We start from the raw sequence: 17,413 nt of genomic DNA on the forward strand, positions 1-17,413 counted from the left end.
CTTATTCAACCGTGACCGATTTTGCCAGGTTGCGCGGCTGGTCGACGTCGGTGCCCTTGATCAGGGCCACATGGTAGGACAGCAGCTGCAGCGGCACCGTGTAGACGATGGGCGCGATCAGCTCGTCCACGTGGTTGAGCGGCATCACCCTCATGGTGGCGTCGCCCTTGAAGCCCGCTTCCTTGTCGGCGAACACATAGAGGATGCCGCCCCGGGCGCGGACTTCTTCCACGTTGGACTTGAGCTTTTCCAGCAGATCGTTGTTGGGCGCCACTACTATGATCGGCATGTCGGCGTCGATCAGCGCCAGTGGGCCGTGCTTCAGCTCGCCGGCGGCATAGGCTTCGGCATGGATATAGGAGATTTCCTTGAGCTTGAGCGCCCCTTCCATGGCGATGGGGTACTGATCGCCGCGGCCGAGGAACAGGCTGTGGTGCTTGTCGGCAAACTCTTCCGCCAGGGCTTCGATGTCCCTGGCCAGCGCCAGGGTCTCGCCGATATGGGCCGGCAGGCTGCGCAGCGCCTGCACCAGCCGGGCTTCGGTGTCGGCATCCATGTTGCCGCGGCAGCGGCCGATGGCGGCCACCAGCATCAGCAGGCCGGCCAGCTGGGTGGTGAAGGCCTTGGTCGACGCCACCCCGATTTCGGCGCCCGCCCGGGTCATGAACGCCAGATCGGACTCCCGCACCAGGGAAGAACCGGGCACGTTGCAGATGGCCAGGCTGCTCATGAAGCCGGACGCCTTGGCCAGGCGCAGCGCCGCCAGGGTATCGGCGGTTTCACCGCTCTGGGACAGGGTGATCAGCAGGCTGTTGGGCCGCACCACCGACTTGCGGTAGCGGAACTCGGAGGCGATCTCGATATCGCAGGACACCCCGGCCAGGGCCTCGAACCAGTATTTGGCGACCATGCCGGAGTGGTAGGAGGTGCCGCAGGCAATCAGCTGGATATGCTCCACCCGCTCAAAAATGGCGCGGGCACCGTTGCCGAAGGACTCCACCACCACATGGCTGTCGGCAATGCGCCCTTCCAGGGTGTCGGTGATGGCCTTGGGCTGCTCGAAGATTTCCTTCAGCATGTAGTGGCGGTACTCGCCCTTGTCGCCCGCATCGTGGGACACGTCGGATTCCAGCTCGTCGCGCACCACCGGCGCGCCGTTCACATCGAAGATGCGGATATCGCGGCGGGTCACCTCGGCCACGTCCCCTTCCTCCAGGAACAGGAAGCGGCGGGTTACCGGCAGCAGCGCCAGCTGATCCGAGGCGATAAAGTTCTCGCCCAGGCCCAGGCCGAGCACCAGGGGCGAGCCGGAGCGGGCCACCACCAGCCGGGAGGGATCCTTGGTGTCCATCAATACGGTACCGTAGGCGCCGCGCAGTTGCCTGACCGCGGTCTGCAGGGCGGCCAGCAGGGAGTCGCAGTGCTGGCGGTGCCAGTGCACCAGGTGAGCAATCACTTCGGTGTCGGTGTCGGACACGAACTCGTAGCCCTTGGCCTGCAGCTCGACGCGCAGCTCCTCGTGGTTTTCGATGATGCCGTTGTGCACCACTGTGATGTCACCGGACACATGGGGATGGGCGTTGCGCTCCGAGGGCTCGCCGTGGGTGGCCCAGCGGGTATGGGCGATGCCGGTACCGCCGGCCAGCGGCTGCTGTTCCAGGGCCTCGGCCAGGGCCTGCACCTTGCCCAGCCGGCGCACCCGGCCGAGTTTGCCCTCGCCGTCGATCACCGCCACCCCGGCCGAGTCATACCCCCGGTATTCCAGGCGGCGCAGGCCCTCCACCAGTATTTCCGCCACGTCCCGCTGGGCAACTGCCCCTACAATTCCGCACATAGTCAAATCCTCAGTGTTCGGGGGCAATAACCAGGTTAATGCCCTTCTGTTCAAGTTGTTCTCGGGCGGCGGCCGACAGGCCGCCGTCGGTGATCAGGGTGTGAATGGCCGTCCAGGGCAGCTCCAGGTTGGGGATCTTGCGGCCTATCTTGTCCGACTCCACCATCACCACCACCTCCCGGGCCACTTCCGCCATCACCCGCGACAGGCCGGTCAGTTCGTTGAAGGTGGTGGTGCCGCGCTGGATGTCGATGCCGTCGGCACCGATAAACAGCTGATCGAAGTCATAGGAGCGCAGTACCTGCTCCGCCACCTGGCCCTGGAACGACTCGGATGACGCATCCCAGGTGCCGCCGGTCATCAGCAGGGTCGGCTCCGGCTCCAGTTCGCGCAGGGCATTGGCGATATTGAGCGAATTGGTCATCACCACCAGGCCGTGCTTGCTGCCGAGTTCGCCGAGCAGCGCCGCCGTGGTGCTGCCGCTGTCGATGATGATGCGGTTGTGATCGCGGATGCGCGCCGCCGCCGCCCGGGCGATGGCCTGCTTTCGTTTCGAAACCGGCTCGCCGCCGTGCTCGGCCACCATTTCGCTGGGCACCGGCACGGCGCCGCCGTAGCGGCGCAGCAAGAGGCCGTTCTTCTCCAGGGCCGCCAGATCCTTGCGGATGGTCACTTCCGAGGTCTCGAAGCGGCGGGCCAGCTCGTCCACCGTCAGCTCGCCCCGCTCGTTGAGCAGGGAGACGATGATATGACGGCGCTGTTGGGTATTGCGTTTCGACATGGTCGCACTAAGTTTCGAATCGAAACCGAATGCTAGCAGATCAAAAGATAAACGATCAACTAAAAGAAAGCGGTCAGCCATAAGCTGGAAGCGATCAGCTGCCCGAGTGGTCTGAAAGGTTGCGGTGTTTAGCTGTAGGTGCCGCTTTAGCCGGCGCAAACCAACAGGCAAAAATCTACTCCAGGCCTGTTTCACAGGCCCAGCCAACTAAAGTGGCAGCTACAGGCAAATCTGAAAATAAAAAACGCGGCTGTGAAATCGCAGCCGCGCCGTCTTTCTTCCAGCTTCCAGCCTCAGGCTTATGGCTTCTTTTTAACCGGTCTGGGCCAGTTTTTGATATGGCGCTGGGGCACCCGCGTGATCACCAGCTCGGCCTCGGCCACGTCCTTGGTGATAGTGGAGCCGGCGCCCAGGGTGGCGTTCTTGCCGATGCGCACCGGCGCCACCAGTTGGGTGTCGGAGCCGACGAAAACGCCGTCCTCGATCACGGTCTGGAACTTGTTCACCCCGTCGTAGTTGCAGGTGATGGTGCCGGCGCCGATGTTCACCTTGTCGCCTACCTCCGCATCGCCCAGGTAACTCAGGTGGCCGGCCTTGGAGCCCTTGCCCAGCCGGGCCTTCTTCATCTCCACGAAGTTGCCCACGTGGGCATCTTCCGCCAGCACGGCGCCGGGGCGTAGCCGGGCGAAGGGGCCGGCGCTGCTGGCCTGGCCCAGTTCGGCACCCTCGATAAGGGAGTAAGGCTTCACTTCGGCGTCGTCCCCGATCACGCAGTTTTTGAGGATGGCGCCGGCGCCGATACGCACCCGGTTGCCCAGCCGCACCTCGCCTTCGATGATGACGTTGACGTCGATCACCACCTCTTCGCCCACGCTCAGCTCGCCGCGCAGATCGAAGCGGGCCGGATCCAGCAGGGTCACCCCGTCGCGCATCAGCCGCTCGGCCTGCATCCGCTGGTAGGCCCGCTCCAGGCCGGCCAGCTGCAGCCGATCGTTGGCCCCTTCCACTTCAGCGGTGCTGGCCGGGTGCACGGTATTGATCTCGCAGCCCTCGGCATGGGCCATGGCGAAGATATCGGTCAGGTAGTACTCACCCTGGGCGTTGTCGTTGTCGAGCCGGCCCAGCCAGGCCTTGAGCTGTCCGGCCCTGGCCACCAGCACCCCGGTGTTGACCTCGTCGATGGCCAGCTGTGCGGGGCTGGCGTCCTTCTGCTCGACGATGCCGGTGACCTTGCCGTTTTCCCGCACGATGCGGCCATAGCCGGTAGGATCGGGCAGCCGGACTGTGAGCAGGGCGATGCCGTTGTCGGGATGGGCGGCCAGCAGCCGGCGCAGGGTGTCGGCCTGCAACAGGGGGGTGTCGCCATAGAGCACCAGCACCCTGTCGTCGTCGTTGAGATCCGGCAGCGCCACCGCCACCGCATGGCCGGTGCCCAGTTGCTCCTCCTGGTGTACCCAGGTGATGCCGGGCGCTGCTATCCTGGCCTTGAGCTGGTCGGCGCCGTGACCGTAGACCAGGTGGATGCCGTCCACGCCGCAGGCCCTGGCCGCCGCCAGCACATGGCCGACCATGGGTTGTCCCGCCACCGGGTGCAACACCTTGGGCAGGGAGGAACGCATGCGGGTGCCCTTGCCCGCCGCCAGAATAACCGCCTGAATGCTCATAAGCTTGATAATCCCGTAATGATGGAAAGTGAAAACGTCAATTTGAGCTGCGTCATGCTTTTTCCTGTAGCCGCCCCTTTAGGTGGCGAAAGCCTGCCAACGATGGGGAGCCTGAAGGCCAGGCGCACTTGTCCGCCGGCTAAAGCGGCGGCTACACAGAGACGGCATTGGCACCATATCTTTGCTGTTGCTTGCTTGAGTCGCTCAACCGGCTGTTATTCTGATTTTTTTATAAAAAAAAAGCGACCCTGAGGTCGCTTTTCGAGGCGGTATGAATTACCGCACATTCTGTTTGAGCAACTGCAGCACGCGCAGTTTCGCCATAGCCCGGGCCAGTTCGGCGGCCGCTTCCGCATAGTCGGTGTCGTGAGACGAACCATGCAGCTTGGCTTCCGCCGCCCTCTTGGCTTCTTCGGCCTTGGCTTTATCCAGATCTTCGGCGCGAATCGCAGTGTCGGCCAGAACCATCACACTGCTGCCCAGTACTTCCAGCATGCCGCCGGAAACGTACAGGACTTCTTGTTTGCCGGCCTTGGTCAGGTACTGCACCAGGCCGGGACGAATGGACGTCAACAAGGGGGCATGTCCGTAACGGATCCCCAATTCACCCTCAGAGCCGGAGACAGTCACCGCGGTGACAGAGCCGGAGTACAGACGTTCCTCGGCACTGACAATGTCCAGGTGAAAGCTATAGTCAGCCATCAGGTCCTCCTTCGAGGCTTACAGTTTCTTGGCTTTTTCGACCACTTCGTCGATGGAGCCAACCATGTAGAACGCCTGCTCGGGCAGCGCATCGTAGTCGCCGTTCAGTATGCCTTTGAAGCCACTGATGGTGTCCTTCAGGGAGACGTACTTGCCGGGAGAACCGGTGAATACCTCGGCCACGAAGAAGGGCTGGGACAGGAAACGCTCGATCTTACGGGCACGGGCTACGGTCAGCTTGTCGTCTTCAGACAGTTCGTCCATCCCCAGGATGGCGATGATGTCCTTCAACTCCTTGTAGCGCTGCAGTACGGACTGCACGCCACGAGCCACCTCGTAGTGCTCCTGACCGATCACCAGCGGATCCAGCTGACGGCTGGTGGAATCCAGCGGGTCAACGGCCGGGTAGATACCCAGGGCGGCGATCTGACGGCTCAGTACCACGGTCGCGTCCAGGTGGGCGAAGGTGGTGGCCGGAGAGGGGTCGGTCAGGTCGTCCGCGGGCACGTAAACGGCCTGTACGGAGGTGATGGAGCCGGTCTTGGTGGAGGTAATACGCTCCTGCAGCACGCCCATCTCTTCCGCCAGGGTCGGCTGGTAACCTACCGCAGAGGGCATACGGCCCAGCAGTGCGGATACTTCGGTACCGGCCAGGGTGTAACGGTAGATGTTGTCGACGAACAGCAGAACGTCACGACCTTCGTCACGGAACTTCTCGGCCATGGTCAGGCCGGTCAGCGCCACGCGCAGACGGTTGCCGGGCGGCTCGTTCATCTGGCCGTATACCAGGGATACCTTGTCCAGTACGTTGGACTCGGTCATCTCGTGGTAGAAGTCGTTACCTTCACGGGTCCGCTCACCCACACCGGCGAACACGGAGTAACCGCTGTGCTCGATGGCGATGTTACGGATCAGCTCCATCATGTTAACGGTCTTGCCCACGCCGGCGCCGCCGAACAGGCCAACCTTACCACCCTTGGCGAAGGGGCAAACCAGGTCGATTACCTTGATGCCGGTTTCCAGCAGTTCGGTAGAGCTGGACTGCTCTTCGTAGCTGGGGGCTTCGCGGTGGATGGACCAGCGCTCTTCTGATTCCACCGGACCTTTTTCGTCGATGGGGTTGCCCAGCACGTCCATGATCCGGCCCAGGGTTTTCACGCCCACCGGCACCTGGATGGGTGCATTGGAGTTTTCCACTTCCAGACCGCGACGCAGGCCGTCGGAGGAACCCATGGCGATGCAGCGTACTACGCCGCCGCCGATTTGCTGCTGAACTTCCAGAACCAGACCCTGGCCCTGGCCTTCAGTCGTGATCTTCAGCGCATCGTAAACGTGGGGAACCGCATCTTGCGGGAATTCCACGTCCACGACCGCGCCGATGATTTGGACTATGATACCCTTACTCATGTCAAATCCTCTAAACCTTTGAATACCTTCGCCTTATACGGCACCGGCCCCGGCCACGATCTCGCTCAGTTCCTGGGTAATGGCGGCCTGACGGGCCTTGTTGTACACCAGTTGCAGATCGTTTATCAGGTTGCCGGCGTTGTCGGTAGCGGCTTTCATCGCCACCATCCGGGCAGCCTGCTCACTGGCCAGGTTTTCCACCACACCCTGGTACACCTGCGATTCCACAAAGCGCACCAGCAGCTTGTCCAGCAGCGATTTGGGATCCGGCTCGTAGATGTAGTCCCAGCTGTGGCTGGCCACTTCTTCTTCCGATGCAGGCAAAGGCAACAGTTGATCGACCCGGGGTTTCTGCACCATGGTGTTTTCAAACTTGTTGTACACCAGATACAGGCGGTCTATCTCACCGTTATCGTACGCCTCCAGCATGACATTGACGGAGCCGATCAGCTCGCCGAGGGAGGGGTTGTCACCCAATCCCGTGGCCTGGGCGATCACCTTGCCGCCATAGCGGTTGAAAAAGCCCACCGCCTTGTTGCCGATAAGGCCCAGGTCGATACCCACGCCCTTGTCGGTCCATGCCTTCATTTCATTCATGGCGGCCTTGAACACGTTGATGTTCAAGCCACCACAGAGGCCCCGATCGGTAGAGACGATAATAAACCCAACGCGCTTGACCTCGCGGTCTTCCAAGTAGGGGTGCTTGTATTCCAAGTTCCCCTGCGCGATGTGGCCGATCACCTTGCGTATGGTTTCAGCGTATGGGCGGCTGTGGGCCATCCGATCCTGCGCCCTGCGCATTTTCGAGGCGGCCACCATTTCCATAGCGCTGGTGATCTTCTGAGTGTTTTTCACACTCCCGATCTTGCTACGTATTTCTTTTGCGCCGGCCATGTCGCTTCTCCAATTCAGGTGGCAGCGGCTGCTGCCACATGGTTACCAGGACTGGGTAGCCTTGAAGCTATCCAGCAACGCAGTCAGCTTGGCTACAACGTCTTTGTTGTAGTCGGCTTGCTCGTTGATCTCCGCCATCAGGGCGGCATGTTCCGAATTGGCGTAAGCGAGCAGGGCGGCTTCAAAGGTGGTGATAAGCTTGAGCTCAACATCGTCCAGGTAGCCGTTTTCGGCGGCGAACAGCACCAGGGCTTGCTCGGCCACGGACATGGGACGGTATTGCTGCTGCTTCATCAGCTCGGTCACTTTCTGGCCGTGGCTCAGCTGTTTACGGGTGGCTTCGTCCAGGTCGGAAGAGAACTGGGCAAAGGCCGCCAGTTCGCGGTACTGGGCCAGGGCGGTACGGATACCACCGGACAGTTTCTTCACGATCTTGGTCTGGGCCGCGCCACCTACCCGGGATACGGAGATACCCGGATCAACCGCCGGACGGATACCGGAGTTGAACAGTTCGGTGGTCAGGAAGATCTGACCGTCGGTGATGGAGATCACGTTGGTCGGAACGAAGGCGGACACGTCGCCGGCCTGGGTTTCGATGATCGGCAGCGCGGTCAGCGAGCCGGTCTGGCCTTTCACTTCACCCTTGGTGAAGCGCTCCACGTAGTCGGCGGACACGCGGGACGCGCGCTCCAGCAGACGGGAGTGCAGGTAGAAAACGTCACCCGGATAGGCTTCACGGCCCGGCGGACGGCGCAGCAGCAGGGAGATCTGACGGTAGGCCACGGCCTGCTTGGACAGGTCGTCGTACACGATCAGGGCATCTTCGCCGCGGTCACGGAAGAACTCACCCATGGCGCAACCGGCGTAAGGCGCCAGGTATTGCAGGGCAGCGGACTCGGACGCAGAAGCCACCACGACAATGGTGTTCTTCAGAGCGTCGTGCTCTTCCAGCTTGCGCACCACGTTGGCGATGGTGGACGCTTTCTGGCCGATGGCCACGTACACACACTTAATGCCGGAGTCTTTCTGGTTGATGATGGCGTCGACGGCCAGGGCGGTTTTACCCACCTGGCGGTCGCCGATGATCAACTCCCGCTGGCCACGGCCGATGGGGATCATGGCGTCAACGGCCTTGTAACCGGTCTGCACCGGCTGATCCACCGACTGACGGTCGATAACGCCCGGGGCGATCACTTCCACCGGAGAGAAGGTGTCGGTTTCGATGGCGCCCTTGCCGTCGATCGGCTCACCCAAGGTGTTGACCACGCGGCCCAGCAGGCTGCGGCCGACCGGTACTTCCAGGATACGACCGGTGGACTGGACCTTCATGCCTTCGGCCAGATCCGCATAGGGACCCATGACCACGGCACCCACGGAGTCGCGCTCCAGGTTCAGGGCCAGGGCGTAACGGTTGCCCGGCAGTTCGATCATTTCACCTTGCATGATGTCAGCAAGGCCGTGAATACGAATGATGCCATCGCTTACGGACACGATGGTACCTTCGTTTCGTGCTTCACTGACAACATTGAATTGCTCGATACGCTGTTTGATCAGCTCGGCAATTTCAGTTGAATTCAGTTGCATGCTCTATTCCCCAATCAAGATTGCAGCGTTTCGGCCAAGCGGGACAGACGGCCCCGCACACTTCCGTCGATCACCATGTCACCGGCTCTGATGATGATGCCGGCCATCAGGCTATTGTCGACGCTGCAATTCAGCTTCACCTTGCGCCCCAGGCGCTTCTCGAGGGAAGCCTGAATCTTGGCCACTTGTTGCTTGGTCAGTTTGGCTGCGGAAACCACATCGGCTTCCACTTCCTGGTCCAGCTCCGCCTTCATCAAGACGAACTCCTGCACCACTGCCGGCAACACACTCAAGCGTCCGTTTGCGGCCATCACCCTTATCAGGTTCTGGCCTTGCTCATCGAGCTGTTCGCCACAGACAGCCAAAAACACCTCGGCCATCTTTTCCGCGTTCAGATCGCTGCTGAGTACCTGGGTCATGGCATCGTTCCGGGCCACTTCGGCCGCGAAAGTCAGCATGGACAACCAGTGCTCAACCGCGTTTTTCTCAACGGCAAAATCGAAAGCTGCTTTGGCATAGGGGCGAGCAATGGTTTTCATTTCCATAGCTCTATGTCCCTTACAGTTCAGCTACTACTTTCTCAACGATGTCGCTGTTGGCAGCGGCATCAATCTGACGCTCGAGGATCTTCTCTGCACCCACCAGGGCAAGAGCAGCAACCTGCTTACGCAGTTCCTCTCTGACACGATTGCGTTCGGCTTCAATTTCCGCCTGGGCTTGTGCCAGAATTTTTTCACGCTCGGCCTGGGCCTCACGCGTTGCATCTTCGATGATCTGGGCCTTGCGCTTGTTGGCCAGCTCAACGATTTGAGCGGACTGCAGCTTGGCTTCCTTCAATTGTTCGGTTGCATTGTTCTGCGCCAGGGCCAGGTCTTTCTTGGCCCGCTCCGCGGAGGACAGGCCCTCGGCGATCTCTTTCTGGCGGCTTTCGATGGCGGCCATGATGGGCGGCCATACGTACTTCATGCAGAACCAAACGAAGATGATAAACGCGATCGTTTGACCGAGGATTGTTGCGTTCATGTTCATCGCAACTCTCCTTTAAAAATGGTTAGCTAACTGATTGACAGACCGGGCCATTAGGCAACGGCGAAGATCAGGTACAGAGCCATACCAACGGTGATCATGGGGATGGCGTCAACCAGACCGACCACGATGAAGAAGTTAGTACGCAGGGCAGGCAGCATGTCGGGCTGGCGAGCCGCGCTTTCCATGAACTTGCCACCCAGCATAGAAATACCGATAGAAGCAGCGATGGCAGCCAGACCCAGCATAACGGCGGCAGCGATGTAGATGATTTCCATTTTTTCTTCTCCAGTTGTTAGTGGTTAGAACGACAGCTTGTTAAAGTTTTGTTATCTTTTGATTAATGTTCTTCATAGGCCATCGCCAGGTATACGATGGTCAGGATCATGAAGATAAAGGCCTGCAGGCTGATAACCAGGATATGGAAAATCGCCCAAGGCACATGAAGGGTCCATTGAGACCACCACGGCAGCAGACCGGCGATCAGGATAAACACCAGTTCACCAGCATACATGTTGCCGAACAGACGCAGGCCCAGGGAGATGGGCTTGGCGATCAGGGACACGGTCTCGAGCACGAGGTTAACGGGGATCATGGACCAGTGGTTCAGCGGTTGCATGGTCAGCTCTTTAACAAAGCCGGACACGCCCTTCATCCTGATGCTGTAGAAAATGATCAGGAAGAAGACACCGAACGCCATGGACATGGTGACGTTAACATCAGCGGTAGGAACAACCCTCAGGTAGGGAACACCTAGCAATTCCATGCCGTAGGGCAGGTAGTCGACCGGGATAAGGTCCATCAGGTTCATCAGGAAGACCCAGACAAAAATGGTCAGCGCCAGGGGCGCGATCAACGCACTCTTGCCATGGAAGACGTCCTTGACGGATTTATCCACGAACTCGACCAACAGCTCAACGGCACATTGCAGTTTTCCCGGAACTCCGTTGGTTGCACGGGATGCAACCTTTTGAAAGCCCCACAAAAACAGCATCCCCAGGACAACGGAAACAAGCAAAGAATCGATATTTAACGCCCAGAACCCCGAACCGACCTGCAGGTGTTGCAGGTGGTGAGAGATATAACCCTGGGAAGTTAAGACATCTCCTGTTGCAGCCATGTGTTTTCCTAGTAACGGTTGTTGAGAGTGAATGAAAGAATCCACTGCATCAGCAATGCTAGGGCGTAAGCCGTGTACAGGGGAGCATGAAGCACCTCCATGTACTTGAGCACTACCACGAACAACAGGATAGTACTGCCCAGCTTAATCCCTGCCCCGCTGTAGAAGTCCGCCACAACACTGCCCGGCGTCGAACGTTCGGCGCTGTGCACCAATACCCGAACGCTGAACAGACATTGGGGAACCCAGTAGATTCCGCCCCCAAGGAGGGCGGAACGGGCGGCAGCCTCACCCTGCAGATAAAAAAACAGGGTGGCGACAGCCACCACCAGGAGCAGTTGGCAGAACAGAATCACCAGCGCCACTTGCCTATCGCTTAGGAGCCACTTTTTCTGTTTCACCACCACTCCTGACACAGTTAGGGGCTTGCTGGCCACACGCGGAGTGTCGTCAGTCAGGCCCCAAAAAAGCAGGTCAAATTATACCCGTGAACGGCGCAAATGCAATTGCGGGAAATCCTTATTTTTGGCAGCTTTGCGCGATTTTTCCGACCATTTACAACGGCTTAAACTGATTGAATGTTTACTACAAACTAATCTTCCAGCATCTCGTTCAGGCCGAAGAATTGGCTTATTTTATCCAGTTCATTCAATGAGTTGTAAGAAATCACCAATTTCCCCTTATCCTTGTGGGTCGATTTGATTTCTACTTTTGTTCCTAACTTTTCACCAATTTCCTGTTCAAGCTGGTTCATCAGCAAGGATCTGGGCTGGTCGATTTTCTCTTTTTTCGGAGTAATCGTCTGTTTCACCAGTTTTTCGGTCTCGCGCACCGTCAGGCCCTTCTGGGCCACCAGCCGGGCCAGCTCGGTCTGCGGCTCGCCGCTCAGGGCCAGCAGGGCCCGGGCATGGCCCATTTCCAGGGAACCGTGCTCCACCAGTTGCTTGACCTCGTCGTTGAGCTGGTTGAGGCGCAGCAGGTTGCTGACGGTGCTGCGGCTCTTGCCCACCGCCTCGGCCACCGTCTGGTGGGTGAAGCCGAATTCCTCGATCAGCCGGGTGAGGGCGCGGGCCTCCTCGATCACGTTGAGGTCTTCCCGCTGGATGTTTTCAATCAGGCCGATGGCCATGGCCTCCCGGTCTGCCACCGGCTTGATCAGGCAGGGCACCTGGCCAAGTCCGGCCAGCCGCGCGGCCCGCCAGCGTCGTTCGCCGGCCAGGATCTCGTAACCGCCGGCCTCGAGCGGGCGTACCACAATCGGCTGGATGATCCCTTGCTGGCGGATGGAGGTCGCCAGCTCTTCCAGTGCCACCTGGGACATGTCCCGCCGGGGCTGGTACCGGCCCGGCTGCAACTCGTTCAGGGCCAGGCTCTGCAGTTCGCCGTTGGCCCCGGGCCGGGAGTGGATCTCGGCCTGGTGCTGGCGCAGGCTGGCCGCCGAACTGGTGCTGAGCAGGGCATCCAGGCCCTTGCCCAGGCCGCGTCGTTTCATGGTCATGCTGTTTGTTCCGAATTTTCCGGGGAGTCCTGCTCCAGTTCGGCCCGGCGCAGTATCTCGCCGGCCAGGGCCAGATAGGATTTGGCTCCCACCGAGGATTTGTCGTAGTACATGGCCGGGGTACCGAAGCTGGGGGCTTCGGCCAGGCGGACGTTGCGGGGAATGACGGTGCGATAGACCTTGTCGCCGAAATGGGCCTTGAGCTGATCGGACACCTCATTGGCCAGCCGGTTGCGGTGGTCGAACATGGTGCGCAGTATGCCCTCGATGTGCAGCTCGGGATTGACCACCGCCGCCAGCTTGCTGATGGTATCGACCAGGGCGGTCAGGCCTTCCAGCGCGAAGTACTCGCACTGCATGGGCACCAGCACCGAGTCCGCCGCCGACATGGCGTTGACGGTAAGCAGGTTGAGCGAGGGCGGGCAGTCGATGAACACATAGTCGTAATAGTCGCGCACCGGCGCCAGGGCGTTGCGCAGCCGCACCTCCCGGGCGAAGAATTCCATCAGCTTGATCTCGGCGGCGGTGACGTCGCCGTTGCCGGCGATCAGGTGATAACCGCCGCTGGTTTCCCGCTCTACCACCTGCTCGACGGGCAGCTCGTCCACCAGCAGTTCATAGGCGGTGCTGGCCACCTGGTATTTGTCGACGCCGCTGGCCATGGTGGCGTTGCCCTGGGGATCCAGGTCGATCACCAGCACCTTGCGTTTGGTGGCGGCCATGGACGCCGCCAGGTTGACACAGGTCGTGGTCTTGCCCACGCCCCCTTTCTGGTTGGCAATGGCGATGACTTTTCCCACCGGAAACCTCTACTGGCTGCTCTTGCGGATGACCACCAGATGGCGGTCGCCTTCCTGCTCGGGCACGGCCAGGGGATAGACCCTCTCCAGCACCAGGTGAGCAGGCAATGATTGTAACTCCTGCTCGGGATATTGTCCTTTCAACGCCAGAAAGCGTCCGTCCGGTCCCGGCAGATGCGCACACCAGCTTAGCATGTCATCCAGGGAAGCAAAGGCCCGGCTGAGTACCCCATCGAACTTTTGCTCCGGGTTGAAGGCTTCCACCCGGCTCTGCACCGCCTCCACGTTGGTCAGGCCGAGGTGATGCACCACCATGCGGATAAAGCGGATGCGCTTGCCCAGGCTGTCGAGCAGCACGAACTGCTTGTCGGGATTGACGATGGCCAGCGGCAGGCCGGGCAGGCCCGGGCCGGTGCCCACGTCGATAAAGCGCTCGCCCTCGAGGTAAGGGCTCACTACCAGGCTGTCCATGATATGGCGCACCAGCATGGCCTCGGGGTCGCGCACCGAGGTGAGGTTGTAGGCCTTGTTCCACTTGTGCAGCAGGGCCACCAGTTCGAGCAGTTGCCGTTGTTGGTCCTCACCGACCGGAAGATCCGCCCGGGCCAGCAGTTGTTGCAGTTTTTCCCGCATCATGTCCCTCATGCCGACTTGCGCAGCAGGCCGCGCTTTTTCAGGTGCACCAGCAGGATGGAGATAGCCGCCGGGGTCACCCCGGAAATGCGCGATGCCATCCCCAGGGTTTCGGGTTTGGCCTGGTTGAGCTTGACCACCACCTCGTTGGACAGGCCGGGGACCTCCTTGTAGTCCAGATCCAGCGGCAGCCGGGTGTGCTCGTTGCGCAGCTGCTTTTCGATCTCGTCCTTCTGCCGTTCGATGTAACCGGCGTACTTGATCTGGATCTCCACCTGCTCGGCGGCCTGCTCATGCTCGATGCCCGGGCCAATGCCCTCCACCGCCATCAGGCCGGCGTAGTCCAGTTCGGGCCGGCGCAGCAGCTCCTCGAGGTTGTGCTCCCGGCTGAGCGGGGTTTTCAGTTTTTCGTTCAGGGCCGGCGCGGCCGCGTGTTTGGGGGTGATCCAGGTTTCCCGCAGGCGCTGGGTTTCCTGTTCGATCCGCTCCAGCTTGTCGCTGAACAAGGCCCAGCGGTGATCATCCACCAGGCCCAGCCGGCGGCCTTCCTCGGTGAGGCGCAGATCGGCGTTGTCCTCCCGCAGCAGCAGCCGGTATTCGGCCCGGCTGGTGAACATGCGGTAGGGCTCGCGGGTGCCCAAGGTGGACAGGTCGTCCATCATCACGCCCAGATAGGCCTGATCCCGGCGCGGCGACCAGGCTTCCCTGCCGAAAGCGCGCAGGGCGGCGTTAAGGCCCGCCAGCAGGCCCTGGGCGCCGGCTTCCTCGTAACCGGTGGTGCCGTTGATCTGGCCGGCGAAGAACAGGTTGTGCAGGCACTTGTTTTCCATGTTGGTCTTCAGATCCCGGGGATCGAAGTAATCGTACTCGATGGCATAGCCGGGACGGACGATATGGGCCTGCTCGAAGCCGCGGATCGAACGGACGATCGCCAGCTGCACGTCGAAGGGCAGGCTGGTGGAGATGCCGTTGGGGTAGAGCTCGGTGCTGGTCAGCCCCTCCGGCTCCACGAAGATCTGGTGCGAGGCCTTGTCGGCGAAGCGCATGATCTTGTCTTCGATCGAGGGGCAGTAACGGGGGCCGATCCCCTCGATCACCCCGGCGTACATGGGGCTGCGATCCAGGTTGTTGCGGATCACCTCGTGGGTACGCTCGTTGGTGTGGGTGATGTAGCAGGGCACCTGCCGGGGATGATCCGCCCGGCTGCCGATAAAGGAGAACACCGGGGTGGGATCGTCGCCGGGCTGGGGCTGCATCACCGAAAAGTCGACGCTGCGGGCGTCGATCCGTGGCGGGGTGCCGGTCTTGAGCCGATCGATCCGCAGGGGTAGCTCGCGCAGCCGTTGGGCGAGGGCGATCGAGGGAGGATCCCCGGCGCGGCCACCCCGGTAGTTGTCCATGCCGATATGGATCAGGCCGTTGAGGAAGGTGCCCACGGTCAGCACCACGGTTTTGGCATGGAACCTGAGTCCGGTCTGGGTCACCACGCCCACCACGGTATCGCCGTCGAGCAGCAGATCATCGCAGGCTTGCTGGAAGATCTTCAGGTTGGGCTGGTTTTCCAGCCGGGTCCTGACCGCCTGGCGGTACAGCTGACGATCCGCCTGGGCCCGGGTGGCGCGCACCGCCGGTCCCTTGGAAGCGTTGAGGGTACGGAACTGGATCCCGGCCTGATCGGCGGCCTGGGCCATGATCCCGCCCAGGGCATCGATCTCCTTGACCAAATGGCCCTTGCCGATGCCACCGATGGCGGGATTGCAGGACATCTGTCCCAAGGTATCGATGTTATGGGTCAATAACAGGGTGTTTGCCCCCATGCGAGCGGCGGCGGCGGCGGCTTCGGTGCCGGCGTGGCCGCCTCCCACTACAATGACGTCAAACCATTCTTCATATTGCATAACAGATACTCTTGAAACGTGCAGGTGTAAGGATCCCGAAAGGGCGGATATTTTAGCTGGTTTGCCGGGCGGATGGAAACCGGATCGAGGGGATCCGGCTGATCCTAAATAGATCTTAGATCTCTAGATCGATCTTCTGTTGGATCTATTATTAGTGCCGTCCAGATCTGTGTATAACCGTTTTTTGATCTACAAGATCATGCGGTTAGTGATGATCGTTTGATGTGGAAAACCCTCCGGGACACGCGGTATGGACGGTGGTTAACCCTGTGGTTTATGCACAGATGCAGGGGGGAGATTATTTGATTAATAGGATAACTATAGGTTTAACACCGGTTTGGATCATAGTTATCAACATCTGCTGGTTGTAGAGGAAAGAACGGATGAATGGCGGGATCGGTGCGATCTGTTGATAACTTGGTGGAAAGTGTGGGCCGGCATGACGGGATCCGGCCAGGGTCCGGCCCCGGCCGGATGATCTCAGGGATGGATCCCCGCCGCCTGCAGCTGTTGATCCAGCCACGCCGAGGCCAGGATTTCGGGAAGATCCGGCTGGCTGACGTCGATTTCCAGTCGATCGCCGACCCGTTCGGCTCCGCGATCCCGCAGTTGTTGATCCAGGCTGCGTATGGCCTGGCAGAAGGTATCGTAGCTGGAGTCGCCGAGGCCGACGGCCAGGAACGGCAGGCCGCCCAGGTCCGGTTGCTGTTCCTGCAGCTGCCGGGAGAGGGGCTGGATGTTGTCCGGCAGATCACCGGCGCCGTGGGTGGAGCACACCAGCAGCAGGTAATGATCGGGCCCGATCAAGATGTGATCAACTTGGGGAGAAGTGTGAATAACCGTTTGATGACCCCGGCTTGCCAGGATCCCGGCCAGTACCTCGGCCAGATCTTCCGCATAGCCGAGGGTGGATCCCACCAGCAGGGTGAAGTGACTCATAGACTTCCTTGGTTAAGAAAAAGACGAGCCATTGTAGGCCTTGCTTGACCCGGTGCAACTCCTGGAGCGCAGGCGGCCCGCCTGCCTTCCCGCGCAGCGGGAAAGATGGGTGTGGTCATCCCTGCGGGCGAGCCGCCCGCGCTCCAGGGAGCGTTCCACCACCGGTGCCGTGTTTTGGTCGAATAAATTCGACCCTACAACGACCTGGCGGTAGGGTCCACTTCAGTGGATCACCCCACCGCCGGCGCCGGGTTCATGCGGGCGGGCCGCCCGCGCCCCATATCTCCTCCACCCAGCGGCCATGCCGGGCTGAGTACATTTTTCACCCCTCACCCCTCACCCTCCCACCGAATTAAGATGAAATTCCTGCCCTTCGAAGCTGAGGATGACCCCCCTGGGGGTGATGCTCCTGAGCTGCAGCGCCCCCAGTTGCTGCCCCTCCCGCAGCATCTGGCCGTTGATATTGGCCATGCGGCTGGCCGGCGTGGCCGAATAGATGTGCACCGACAGGGTCAGGGCCGGCAGGCGGGCCCGGATATTGGCCGGCAGCTCGCGCAGGTCCGGCACGCCCGGATCGAAGGGCGGTTCGGGCGGTGCCGGCGCCACCACCGGTGCGGAGGCCGGAGGCGCGGC

Annotated in this window: 18 protein-coding genes; all 18 read right to left on the minus strand. The window is 60.8% G+C overall.

The window, feature by feature from the left end:
* Position 1 precedes the first annotated feature (1 nt).
* Positions 2-1,834, minus strand: a complete 1,833-nt coding sequence (glmS, locus tag CGX12_RS05830; RefSeq protein ID WP_094038951.1) for a glutamine--fructose-6-phosphate transaminase (isomerizing) — start codon at positions 1,832-1,834, stop codon at positions 2-4.
* Positions 1,835-1,844: 10 nt separating this feature from the next.
* Complete coding sequence (locus tag CGX12_RS05835) at positions 1,845-2,615, minus strand: DeoR/GlpR family DNA-binding transcription regulator (protein ID WP_094038952.1); 771 nt, start codon at positions 2,613-2,615, stop codon at positions 1,845-1,847.
* A gap of 299 nt (positions 2,616-2,914) precedes the next feature.
* Positions 2,915-4,279, minus strand: a complete 1,365-nt coding sequence (gene glmU / locus CGX12_RS05840) for a bifunctional UDP-N-acetylglucosamine diphosphorylase/glucosamine-1-phosphate N-acetyltransferase GlmU (protein WP_094038953.1) — start codon at positions 4,277-4,279, stop codon at positions 2,915-2,917.
* 276 nt (positions 4,280-4,555) lie between these two features.
* Positions 4,556-4,981 (minus strand): F0F1 ATP synthase subunit epsilon, encoded by a 426-nt coding sequence (locus CGX12_RS05845; protein WP_094038954.1) that lies wholly within the window; start codon positions 4,979-4,981, stop codon positions 4,556-4,558.
* A gap of 18 nt (positions 4,982-4,999) precedes the next feature.
* Positions 5,000-6,388 (minus strand): F0F1 ATP synthase subunit beta, encoded by a 1,389-nt coding sequence (gene atpD / locus CGX12_RS05850; protein WP_094038955.1) that lies wholly within the window; start codon positions 6,386-6,388, stop codon positions 5,000-5,002.
* Between the two features lie 33 nt (positions 6,389-6,421).
* Positions 6,422-7,282, minus strand: coding sequence for a F0F1 ATP synthase subunit gamma (gene atpG, locus CGX12_RS05855; protein ID WP_094038956.1), 861 nt, complete (start codon positions 7,280-7,282; stop codon positions 6,422-6,424).
* Positions 7,283-7,324: 42 nt separating this feature from the next.
* Positions 7,325-8,866 carry a F0F1 ATP synthase subunit alpha gene (atpA, locus tag CGX12_RS05860; RefSeq protein WP_094038957.1) on the minus strand — a complete coding sequence of 514 codons (1,542 nt, stop codon included), beginning with the start codon at positions 8,864-8,866 and terminating at the stop codon, positions 7,325-7,327.
* A 14-nt stretch (positions 8,867-8,880) separates the two neighbouring features.
* The gene (gene atpH / locus CGX12_RS05865; RefSeq protein WP_094038958.1) at positions 8,881-9,411 is read right to left on the minus strand and encodes a F0F1 ATP synthase subunit delta; all 531 of its coding nucleotides are present in this window, start codon (positions 9,409-9,411) and stop codon (positions 8,881-8,883) included.
* 13 nt (positions 9,412-9,424) lie between these two features.
* A complete protein-coding gene (gene atpF / locus CGX12_RS05870) occupies positions 9,425-9,895 on the minus strand; it encodes a F0F1 ATP synthase subunit B (protein ID WP_094038959.1) in 471 nt (156 codons plus the stop codon).
* A 50-nt stretch (positions 9,896-9,945) separates the two neighbouring features.
* A complete protein-coding gene (gene atpE, locus CGX12_RS05875; protein WP_094038960.1) occupies positions 9,946-10,170 on the minus strand; it encodes a F0F1 ATP synthase subunit C in 225 nt (74 codons plus the stop codon).
* Between the two features lie 62 nt (positions 10,171-10,232).
* Positions 10,233-11,012: a F0F1 ATP synthase subunit A gene (gene atpB, locus CGX12_RS05880; RefSeq protein WP_094038961.1), complete on the minus strand. Its 780-nt coding sequence runs from the start codon at positions 11,010-11,012 to the stop codon at positions 10,233-10,235.
* An 8-nt stretch (positions 11,013-11,020) separates the two neighbouring features.
* Positions 11,021-11,413 (minus strand): ATP synthase subunit I, encoded by a 393-nt coding sequence (locus tag CGX12_RS05885; protein ID WP_094038962.1) that lies wholly within the window; start codon positions 11,411-11,413, stop codon positions 11,021-11,023.
* 191 nt (positions 11,414-11,604) lie between these two features.
* Positions 11,605-12,510 (minus strand): ParB/RepB/Spo0J family partition protein, encoded by a 906-nt coding sequence (locus CGX12_RS05890; protein WP_094038963.1) that lies wholly within the window; start codon positions 12,508-12,510, stop codon positions 11,605-11,607.
* Positions 12,507-13,310, minus strand: a complete 804-nt coding sequence (locus CGX12_RS05895; protein ID WP_094038964.1) for a ParA family protein — start codon at positions 13,308-13,310, stop codon at positions 12,507-12,509. The genes CGX12_RS05890 and CGX12_RS05895 overlap by 4 nt, the downstream gene beginning before the upstream one ends.
* A 9-nt stretch (positions 13,311-13,319) precedes the next feature.
* Entirely contained in the window at positions 13,320-13,943 is a 624-nt protein-coding gene (gene rsmG / locus CGX12_RS05900) for a 16S rRNA (guanine(527)-N(7))-methyltransferase RsmG (RefSeq protein WP_094038965.1), read from the minus strand.
* Positions 13,944-13,951: 8 nt separating this feature from the next.
* Positions 13,952-15,841, minus strand: a complete 1,890-nt coding sequence (mnmG, locus tag CGX12_RS05905; protein ID WP_094038966.1) for a tRNA uridine-5-carboxymethylaminomethyl(34) synthesis enzyme MnmG — start codon at positions 15,839-15,841, stop codon at positions 13,952-13,954.
* 480 nt (positions 15,842-16,321) lie between these two features.
* On the minus strand, positions 16,322-16,780 hold the full coding sequence (mioC, locus tag CGX12_RS05910) for an FMN-binding protein MioC (RefSeq protein WP_094038967.1): 459 nt from the start codon (positions 16,778-16,780) through the stop codon (positions 16,322-16,324).
* A gap of 336 nt (positions 16,781-17,116) precedes the next feature.
* On the minus strand, positions 17,117-17,413 hold a 297-nt coding region (locus CGX12_RS05915; RefSeq protein ID WP_176442010.1), incomplete at its 5' end, for a general secretion pathway protein GspB.

It is taken from the genome of Zobellella denitrificans, from assembly GCF_002237365.1.
Classification (GTDB): domain Bacteria; phylum Pseudomonadota; class Gammaproteobacteria; order Enterobacterales; family Aeromonadaceae; genus Oceanimonas; species Oceanimonas denitrificans.

Excerpts from the sequence above, each read along its gene's own strand:
- glmS (WP_094038951.1), bottom strand. The coding sequence starts at position 1,834 with ATGTGCGGAATTGTAGGGGCAGTTGCCCAGCGGGACGTGGCGGAAATA.
- CGX12_RS05835 (WP_094038952.1), bottom strand. The coding sequence starts at position 2,615 with ATGTCGAAACGCAATACCCAACAGCGCCGTCATATCATCGTCTCCCTG.
- glmU (WP_094038953.1), bottom strand. The coding sequence starts at position 4,279 with ATGAGCATTCAGGCGGTTATTCTGGCGGCGGGCAAGGGCACCCGCATG.
- CGX12_RS05845 (WP_094038954.1), bottom strand. The coding sequence starts at position 4,981 with ATGGCTGACTATAGCTTTCACCTGGACATTGTCAGTGCCGAGGAACGT.
- atpD (WP_094038955.1), bottom strand. The coding sequence starts at position 6,388 with ATGAGTAAGGGTATCATAGTCCAAATCATCGGCGCGGTCGTGGACGTG.
- atpG (WP_094038956.1), bottom strand. The coding sequence starts at position 7,282 with ATGGCCGGCGCAAAAGAAATACGTAGCAAGATCGGGAGTGTGAAAAAC.
- atpA (WP_094038957.1), bottom strand. The coding sequence starts at position 8,866 with ATGCAACTGAATTCAACTGAAATTGCCGAGCTGATCAAACAGCGTATC.
- atpH (WP_094038958.1), bottom strand. The coding sequence starts at position 9,411 with ATGGAAATGAAAACCATTGCTCGCCCCTATGCCAAAGCAGCTTTCGAT.
- atpF (WP_094038959.1), bottom strand. The coding sequence starts at position 9,895 with ATGAACATGAACGCAACAATCCTCGGTCAAACGATCGCGTTTATCATC.
- atpE (WP_094038960.1), bottom strand. The coding sequence starts at position 10,170 with ATGGAAATCATCTACATCGCTGCCGCCGTTATGCTGGGTCTGGCTGCC.
- atpB (WP_094038961.1), bottom strand. The coding sequence starts at position 11,012 with ATGGCTGCAACAGGAGATGTCTTAACTTCCCAGGGTTATATCTCTCAC.
- CGX12_RS05890 (WP_094038963.1), bottom strand. The coding sequence starts at position 12,510 with ATGACCATGAAACGACGCGGCCTGGGCAAGGGCCTGGATGCCCTGCTC.
- rsmG (WP_094038965.1), bottom strand. The coding sequence starts at position 13,943 with ATGCGGGAAAAACTGCAACAACTGCTGGCCCGGGCGGATCTTCCGGTC.
- mnmG (WP_094038966.1), bottom strand. The coding sequence starts at position 15,841 with ATGCAATATGAAGAATGGTTTGACGTCATTGTAGTGGGAGGCGGCCAC.
- mioC (WP_094038967.1), bottom strand. The coding sequence starts at position 16,780 with ATGAGTCACTTCACCCTGCTGGTGGGATCCACCCTCGGCTATGCGGAA.